The sequence below is a fragment of the Thorsellia kenyensis genome, assembly GCF_042432445.1.
Classification (GTDB): domain Bacteria; phylum Pseudomonadota; class Gammaproteobacteria; order Enterobacterales; family Thorselliaceae; genus Thorsellia; species Thorsellia kenyensis.
On the sequence record NZ_JBHLXE010000122.1, the window covers coordinates 1 to 1,063 of the forward strand.

The following is a 1,063-nucleotide window of genomic DNA, read 5'->3' on the forward strand; positions in this document are numbered from 1 at the left end:
CACAGAGCCAGGCGTCGCTGTACCGACTAATACAGGCGTCTTATCATTAGTTAAGCCATTATTCTTAATTTGTACCGTAGCATTGTTCTCATTGCCAAAGTTATCTTCAAGGTAATCAACCGTTAACTCTACTTTCGAATTATCTACACTGAAGTTCAATGCATCAGAAGGTAATGACTTATTACCCGCTTTGTCTGTCTCTTGAACGGTAATGCTGTGACTGCCTTGTGTCAGATTCAAGGTAAACGACCAATCGCCATTTGCATTAACGGTCGCAAAACCAAGTGATGTGGTACCATCAAAGATTTCAACCACGCTGTCACCAGACTCCGCTTTACCAGTAACAACTGGTTTGGCATCATCAATCGTCGAGCCTTGTGCGACTTTACCTTGGGTATCACCTATGCCATCCGTGATGTTCGGTAAGCCCGGTTTGTTCGGTGCCGTGCCATCATAGTTAAACGCATAAGGCAGTGTGAAGTCTGATTTTTGTCCTGCCGCATCTTCTGCCTTCGCCGTGATGTTATAAAGGCCATTATTCGTGACTTTACCTTGTGGGATAGTCGCGCTAAAGCGTCCTTGTGAATCAACCGTCGCACGTGTCACTTCAGTACCATTGAGGTAAATGATGATGGTTTCACCCGCACCACCACGACCGGTAATGGTCGGTGTATTGTCATTGGTTAAACCATCTGGTTGGACAATGGTATTACCCCCTACATCATCAAGCAAGGTATCTAGGGTCGGAATAGAGGGCTCTGAAGCCAATACGTTAAAGTTCCATGCTGAACTCATCGGTCCTTCAACACCCGCTTTACTGACGCCCGCCAGTTTAAAGTTATGCATGCCGCCGCTTAGGTTAACCGGCGGTGTATAACTCCATGTGCCATCAACATTCACAGGGATAAGTTTGCCAATGAATTGACCATCTTGGTAAACTTTGATGAACGCAGTGTTAGCATCGGTCACTTTACCACGGTACTCAGGCAATCTGTCATCGGTTGTACCACCTTTAGCGATAATCCCTTTCACATCACCCACGTCATCATAAAGCTCAATGCTA

1 protein-coding gene is annotated in these 1,063 nt (G+C 45.8%); it reads right to left on the reverse strand.

Translation table 11 applies throughout. From position 1 onward, the window contains the following. Nucleotides 1-1,063, reverse strand: a 1,063-nt coding sequence (locus tag ACFFIT_RS13250) for an Ig-like domain-containing protein (RefSeq protein ID WP_385878406.1), incomplete at both ends; no start/stop codon positions are given.